General features: G+C 29.1%; 5 protein-coding genes and 2 pseudogenes. 6 read left to right on the top strand and 1 reads right to left on the bottom strand.

Annotated elements, in window-relative coordinates:
- Positions 1–280 precede the first annotated feature (280 nt).
- The 6 genes and pseudogenes from KQI94_RS15130 to KQI94_RS15095 all read left to right on the top strand — a co-directional run bounded on the left by KQI94_RS15130 (position 281) and on the right by KQI94_RS15095 (position 5,559).
- A complete protein-coding gene (locus KQI94_RS15130; protein ID WP_002364129.1) occupies positions 281–691 on the top strand; it encodes a hypothetical protein in 411 nt (136 codons plus the stop codon).
- A gap of 155 nt (positions 692–846) precedes the next feature.
- Positions 847–1,332, top strand: a complete 486-nt coding sequence (locus KQI94_RS15125) for a TlpA disulfide reductase family protein (protein WP_002330914.1) — start codon at positions 847–849, stop codon at positions 1,330–1,332.
- Positions 1,325–2,221: pseudogene (locus KQI94_RS16850) on the top strand (4Fe-4S binding protein). Before KQI94_RS15125 ends, KQI94_RS16850 begins: the two are co-directional and overlap by 8 nt.
- Before the next feature lie 18 nt (positions 2,222–2,239).
- Positions 2,240–3,517, top strand: a complete 1,278-nt coding sequence (locus tag KQI94_RS15105) for an ABC transporter permease (RefSeq protein WP_002369222.1) — start codon at positions 2,240–2,242, stop codon at positions 3,515–3,517.
- A gap of 9 nt (positions 3,518–3,526) precedes the next feature.
- Entirely contained in the window at positions 3,527–4,183 is a 657-nt protein-coding gene (locus KQI94_RS15100; protein WP_002298083.1) for an ABC transporter ATP-binding protein, read from the top strand.
- On the top strand, positions 4,183–5,559 hold the full coding sequence (locus KQI94_RS15095; RefSeq protein ID WP_002369224.1) for an ABC transporter permease: 1,377 nt from the start codon (positions 4,183–4,185) through the stop codon (positions 5,557–5,559). Before KQI94_RS15100 ends, KQI94_RS15095 begins: the two co-directional genes overlap by 1 nt.
- A gap of 130 nt (positions 5,560–5,689) precedes the next feature.
- On the opposite strand, the pseudogene KQI94_RS15090 reads toward KQI94_RS15095, so the two are convergent.
- Positions 5,690–6,148, bottom strand: a pseudogene (locus tag KQI94_RS15090) (transposase); the annotation flags it as partial.
- Positions 6,149–6,274 lie beyond the last annotated feature (126 nt).

Raw genomic sequence — 6,274 nt, 5'->3', positions numbered from 1 at the left:
TTGTCGTTAAAAACATTGTACCGTAAAAGGACTGTTATATGGCCTTTTTACTTTTACACAATTATACGGACTTTATCAGCATAATACTTATATTGTTATACCATAGTTTGGAAAAATAAAAAATTATATTTCATCAACGTTTCATAAAAGGTGTGTAGAATGTTATTGAAAGTAGCTATAAAATGCTATTGTGTAAAAAATAAAGGAGGAATAATTTATGAAAAAATAGTACCAAGAGGAGCATGCCTATTACTTGCATTATGTTTGAGCTTAAGCGCAGTTGGGTGTCAAAAAAGTAAAAATAAAAGAAGGACAATCCATAAGTTCTGAAGAGGAAGGCATGTCAATTAATGCAAATGGCAAAAATGAAACTTTTAAGCCATCAGATTATACATTGGAGGCAAAGAAAGAATATGTTTATGAATATTTAGGGCTTAAATTTAAACTCTCAGACAAATTTAGAAATTATATAGCTGATAAAAAGATAGCGATGTTAGATGATCAAAGTCCTATAGATAAAGAACTAAAGTATGCTATTTTGACATTTGAAAAAATGACAGAAGAACAAAAGAATGCAGTTATAGAAAAGATGGGCGATGGATATAAAAATTGGCAAAATGAGCTTGAAAGAATTGGGACTATTGGTATATTTGAAAAAAATACATCAGAAGAAAAAAATCTAAAATTATAAAATGTGATACTCATACTAAAATAGGAGTTTCAAGTGATGGAAAATACGATTGCTATTTAAGCACAAATAGCGGAGCTGAAAGTAATCTTCTGGATGAATTAAAAAGAACTGAGATTCAAATTATAGATAAAAAAGAACGTCCTAAAAATGGTTTTGTGCTATCAGAAAAAACTGATTTAGAAAATACAGAAGCATTTAACAAAGAATCGGTTAAAGATTTACGTAAACTATCAACAAAGGACATAAATGGCAAGGATTTTACAAGTAAAGATTTTGAGAAGTATGATCTTACTATGGTAAATGTATTTGCAACTTGGTGTACAGCTTGTGTAAAGGAAATTCCTGATTTGGTTGAGGTTCAGAATGAAATGAAAAGCAAGGGTGTAAATATCGTTGGAGTTGTTACAGATCCTGTTGATGATAACGGTGAAAACAAGGAAGCAATTGAAAAGTCAAAGTTAATACATGAAAAGACAAAGGCTTCATATCCTTTCTTAATGCCAGATAAGACAAACTTTAATGGTAGATTGAATGGTATACAGGCTATGCCAGAGACTTTCTTTGTTGATAGTAATGGAGAAACTAAAGTTGTCTTGGATAAGGCGATAAGAATTTGTATGGAGTGTATTGGAATTGGATAGAATTAAAAATATTATAAATGGTAGTACAAAAAAAGATAAATATAAAATAAGAGATCGTTTTAAGCATTTATTTCAATCCGTTTGGTTTTTAATTACTAATTCTTACTTTGAAGGGTTTAAGACTGGTAAAATCTACGGGGGGAATTTAAAGAAAATTTGTGTTCCGGGTATAAATTGTTATTCATGCCCGGGAGCAAAAGGTTCTTGTCCAATAGGATCACTACAGGCAGTAATTGGAAATTCAAAATATAAGATTAGTTATTTTATTATATAGTTGGGATTTTGTTTTTTATAGGAGCATTGGTGGGAAGATTTGTTTGTGGATGGCTGTGTCCATTTGGATTGATTCAAGATTTGCTACACAAGATTCCCTTTTTTAAAAAAGTTGAAACATTTAAGTTTGATAAACATTTGAGAAAATTGAAATATATAATATTACTTGTATTTTTCATTAATATTACCTTTATTTTTGGTTGATATTTTAGGTCAGGGTTCTCCGTATTTTTGTAAACTTATTTGTCCGATTGGTATGCTGGAAGGAGGATTACCACTTGTTTTATTAAATAAAAGTATGAGAAGTACGATAGGTTTCTTGTATTATTGGAAAGGAATCATTCTAATAGTTACTTTGTTACTTTCTATAATTATATATAGACCTTTTTGTAAATATATATGTCCACTTAGAGCTATTTACTCAATTTTTAACCCTATTTCAATATTTAGATATAGATTGGATAAGGATAAGTGTATTAATTGTGGAAAATGTAAAAAAGTTTGCCAAATGAATAAAGATTCAGTTGAGAATTGCAATCATCTGGAGTGTATCAGATGTGGACGATGTAAAAATGCTTGTCCAGTGGATGCAATTAGTTATGGAGTAAGAAAATAGAGAGGAGTAGTTAGGAAAGTGATAAAAAATGCTATAGCATATATTACAAGAAAGAAAAATAGAACTTTAATAATTTTTATCATATTAACTATAGTTCTTTCTTGCTTGTATTCTTGTTTAACAATAATGAAATCAAGCAATGAAATAGAAAAGGCTTTATATGAAAGTTCTAATTCTTCAATATCAATAACAAAAAAAGATGGTAAATATTTTAATGTTAATCAATTTAAAGATATTGAAAAATTAAAAGAAATTGAAGAAAAAATAATTCAATATGATGGATTAGCAAAACTAAAAGATGCTAAAGTAGTTAGCGGAGAACAAAGAATAAATAGAGAAGATTTATCTGACGAATTTAAGAATGTTGTTTCACTCGAAGCTACAAATAATACTAAAAGAAATATTTTATTTAGTAGTGGAGTATTTACAATTAAAGAAGGTAAAAATATAGAAGAAAATGATAAGAATTCAATTATTGTTCATGAAGAATTTGCTAAACAAAACAATCTAAAATTAGGTGATGAAGTTGATCTTGAATTACTAGATATTGAAAAAAGTGGAAAAATAAAAAGTCATAAATTTAAAATTATAGGGATCTTTTCTGGTAAAAAACAGGAAACATATACAGGATTATCTTCTGATTTTAGTGAAAATATGGTGTTTGTAGATTATTCAACAAGCCAAGAGGTATTAAACAATTCAGAAAATAATGAAATTGCAAATAAAATTTTAATGTATTCTGGTAGTGCAGAATCTACAGACTTAGCCTTAAACAAATTGAAAGAGCTTAAAATTGATGAGTCAAAGTATTTTGTTGAAAAAGATTCTAATGCGTTTGAAGAGTCTTTAGAGTCAGTGAGTGGAATAAAATATATAATAAAAGTAATGACTTATTCTATTATGTTAGTTGGGATGGTTGTTCTTTCATTAATCTTGATTCTATGGTTAAGGGAAAGAATTTATGAAATAGGTATATTTTTATCTATTGGAACATCTAAGATACAAATTATAATGCAATTTATATTCGAGTTAATATTCATATCGATACCAAGTATAATATCTTCCTTATTTTTAGGAAATGTATTACTAAAAGTAATTGTAGATGGATTCATTAACTCAGAGGATTCAATGATTTCCGGTGGAAGTTTAATAAATAGTAGTAGTTTTATGTCAAATATAACAACGCTTGGACAAAGTTATTTAATATTAATAAGTATTATTGTTTTATCAGTTGTATTTGCTTCTTCATTAATGTTAATCAAGAAGCCTAAAGAAATCTTATCAAAAATAAGTTAGGAGAAAATAATGGATATATTAGAAATAAAGAATGTAGCATATAGTTATGCAAATTCTAAAGAAAAAGTTTTGTCAGGAGTAAATCAAAAATTTGAACTTGGGAAGTTTTATGCGATAGTAGGAAAGTCAGGAACAGGAAAATCTACACTTCTTTCCTTACTTGCTGGACTTGATAAACCTCAAACAGGAAAAATATTGTTTAAGAATGAAGATATACAAAATAAAGGATATAGTAATCATAGAAAAAATAATATATCTTTAGTATTTCAAAACTATAATTTAATAGATTATTTATCACCAATTGAAAATATTAGATTAGTAAATAAATCAGCAGATGAAAGTATCTTGTTTGAACTAGGTTTAGATAAAAAACAAATAAAAAGAAATGTTATGAAATTATCTGGTGGACAGCAACAAAGAGTAGCTATTGCTAGAGCATTGGTATCAGATGCTCCAATAATACTAGCTGATGAGCCTACTGGTAATCTAGACAGTGTTACTGCTGGAGAAATAATTAATATATTAAAGACATTAGCTAAAGATAGAAATAAATGTGTAATAGTTGTAACACATAGTAAGGAAGTAGCAGATTCTGCGGATATCATTTTAGAACTAAGTGGTAAAAAGTTGAAAAAAGTAAATAAAATGAATTTGGAGGTTGAATAATGATAAAAAATGCATTTGCTTATGTAACTAGAAAAAGTTTAAAATCATTAATTATCATATTAGTTATTTTATCTATGTCAACTTTAAGTCTCATTAGTTTATCTATTAAAGATGCTACGGACAGAGCTTCAAAAGAAACATTTGCTAATATAACAAATAGTTTTTCTATGGAGATAAATAGACAAGTAAATCCAGGAACACCTAGAGGTGGGGGAAATGTAAAAGGTGAAGATATTAAAAAGATATCTCAAACAGATAGTATAGACTCCTATGTAAAAAGAATAAACAGTGTTGCAGATTTAGTTGATTATGATATTATTGAAACTCAAGAGACTCTTGCGAATCAATCACCTGAAAGAGCAAAGAATTTTAAAAGAACAGTTATGTTAACTGGGGTTAACGACTCAACAAAAGAAACAAAATTTGTATCAGAAGCATATAAATTAGTAGAAGGAAAGCATTTAGAAAATGAAGATAAAAATAAAATCTTAATGCATAAAGATTTAGCTGAAAAAAATAACCTTAAAGTTGGAGATAAGATAAAAATAAAATCTAATTTATTTGATGCTGATAATGAGAAAGGTGCAGATGAAACAGTAGAAGTAGAAATTAAAGGTCTATTCGATGGGCATAATAGCGGTGGAGTAAGTGCAGCACAAGAACTATACGAAAATACATTAATCACTGATGTTCATACAGCTGCTAAAGTTTATGGTAATACCGAAGATACAGCTGTATACCAAGATGCAACATTCTTTGTAAAAGGTGATAAGAATCTTGATAGTGTAATAAAAGATCTTGGGAAAATAGATATAAATTGGAGAGAATATAATTTGATTAAAAGTTCATCAAATTACCCTGCATTACAACAATCTATATCAGGTATTTACTCAATTTCAAATAAATTATTTTTTGGCTCATTAATATTTGCAGGAGTTGTAGTTTCATTATTATTATTCTTATGGATGAATGCTAGAAAGAAAGAAATAGCAGTATTACTATCATTAGGTATATCAAAATTAGAAATTTTTGGTCAATTCCTAATTGAGATGGTATTTATATCAATCCCCGCATTCGTTGGTTCCTATTTCTTAGCTCAATATACAGCTGACAAGCTTGGGAATAATATATTGAATAAGGTTACTGGTGATATAGCTAAACAAATAGCTAAACAATCTGCATCTAGCCAATTAGGTGGTGGGGCAGAAGCTGAAGGATTTAACAAGACATTATCAAGTTTAGATATCAATGTATTACCTAAATTCATGATTTATGTAGTTATATTTATGAGTTTAGTACTTCTTGTATCATTGATTATTTCTTCATTCAATATATTAAGAAGGAATCCAAAAGAATTATTAATTGACAATAATTAAAATTTTCGGTGCTTTTTAGCACCAAAAATGAGAGTGTAGTATAAAGGCTCTTTGTCAAATGATGTTGGTAAAGAGAAATCTTAGAATAATTTGGACAGAACAGAAAGAAGAAACCCTCTTCCTGTTCTGTTTATTTGGTTAAAAATGTTTTGCCATGACGAATCATGATCCGTAGTTTGAAATTGTAAAAGCTGCGAAAGCCGTACGCATTGCGTTTTAATACTTTGATGTGGTTGTTTAAACATTCCAATGGTCCATTTGAATAGCTGTAGTGAAGCGCATTTTGGATCTGTGGCAGAAACTTTTTAAACGTTCGTAAAGTGGTTGTATAGGTTTCAGGAAGACCGCTGACTTCTCTGTTTAAACAGTCCTCAAATAATGACTGATCTCTTTTCTTTACCGCATAAAGAATGTCTTGGTATAACTGATAGCCTTGGCGCAGGTTGGGACAAGCAGATAACAGTCGATCGACAATCTCACTTTCAGTCAAATAATCTTTAAAACTGGCACGCCAAACCCTTTTTTCGTAGTTTAACTTTGCTTCTTCTTTTTGTAGGAGTTTCCAATAGCGTTTCAATTTTTTCCCTAACCCTCGTTGAGAGTGGGAAGTTCCTTTAAGCCGTGCCGTGGTTTCTTTCGGCTCTTTGTCAAATGATGTTGGTAAAGAGAAATCTTAGAATAATTGGAGATCAAGTGGATCAGTTCCTCTTGATCT

Source organism: Enterococcus sp. S183_ASV_20, from assembly GCF_018919685.1.
Lineage (GTDB): Bacteria > Bacillota > Bacilli > Lactobacillales > Enterococcaceae > Enterococcus > Enterococcus faecalis.
This window is presented reverse-complemented; position numbering and strand designations above follow the sequence as displayed.

Excerpts from the sequence above, each read along its gene's own strand:
- KQI94_RS15100 (WP_002298083.1), top strand. The coding sequence starts at position 3,527 with ATGGATATATTAGAAATAAAGAATGTAGCATATAGTTATGCAAATTCT.
- KQI94_RS15095 (WP_002369224.1), top strand. The coding sequence starts at position 4,183 with ATGATAAAAAATGCATTTGCTTATGTAACTAGAAAAAGTTTAAAATCA.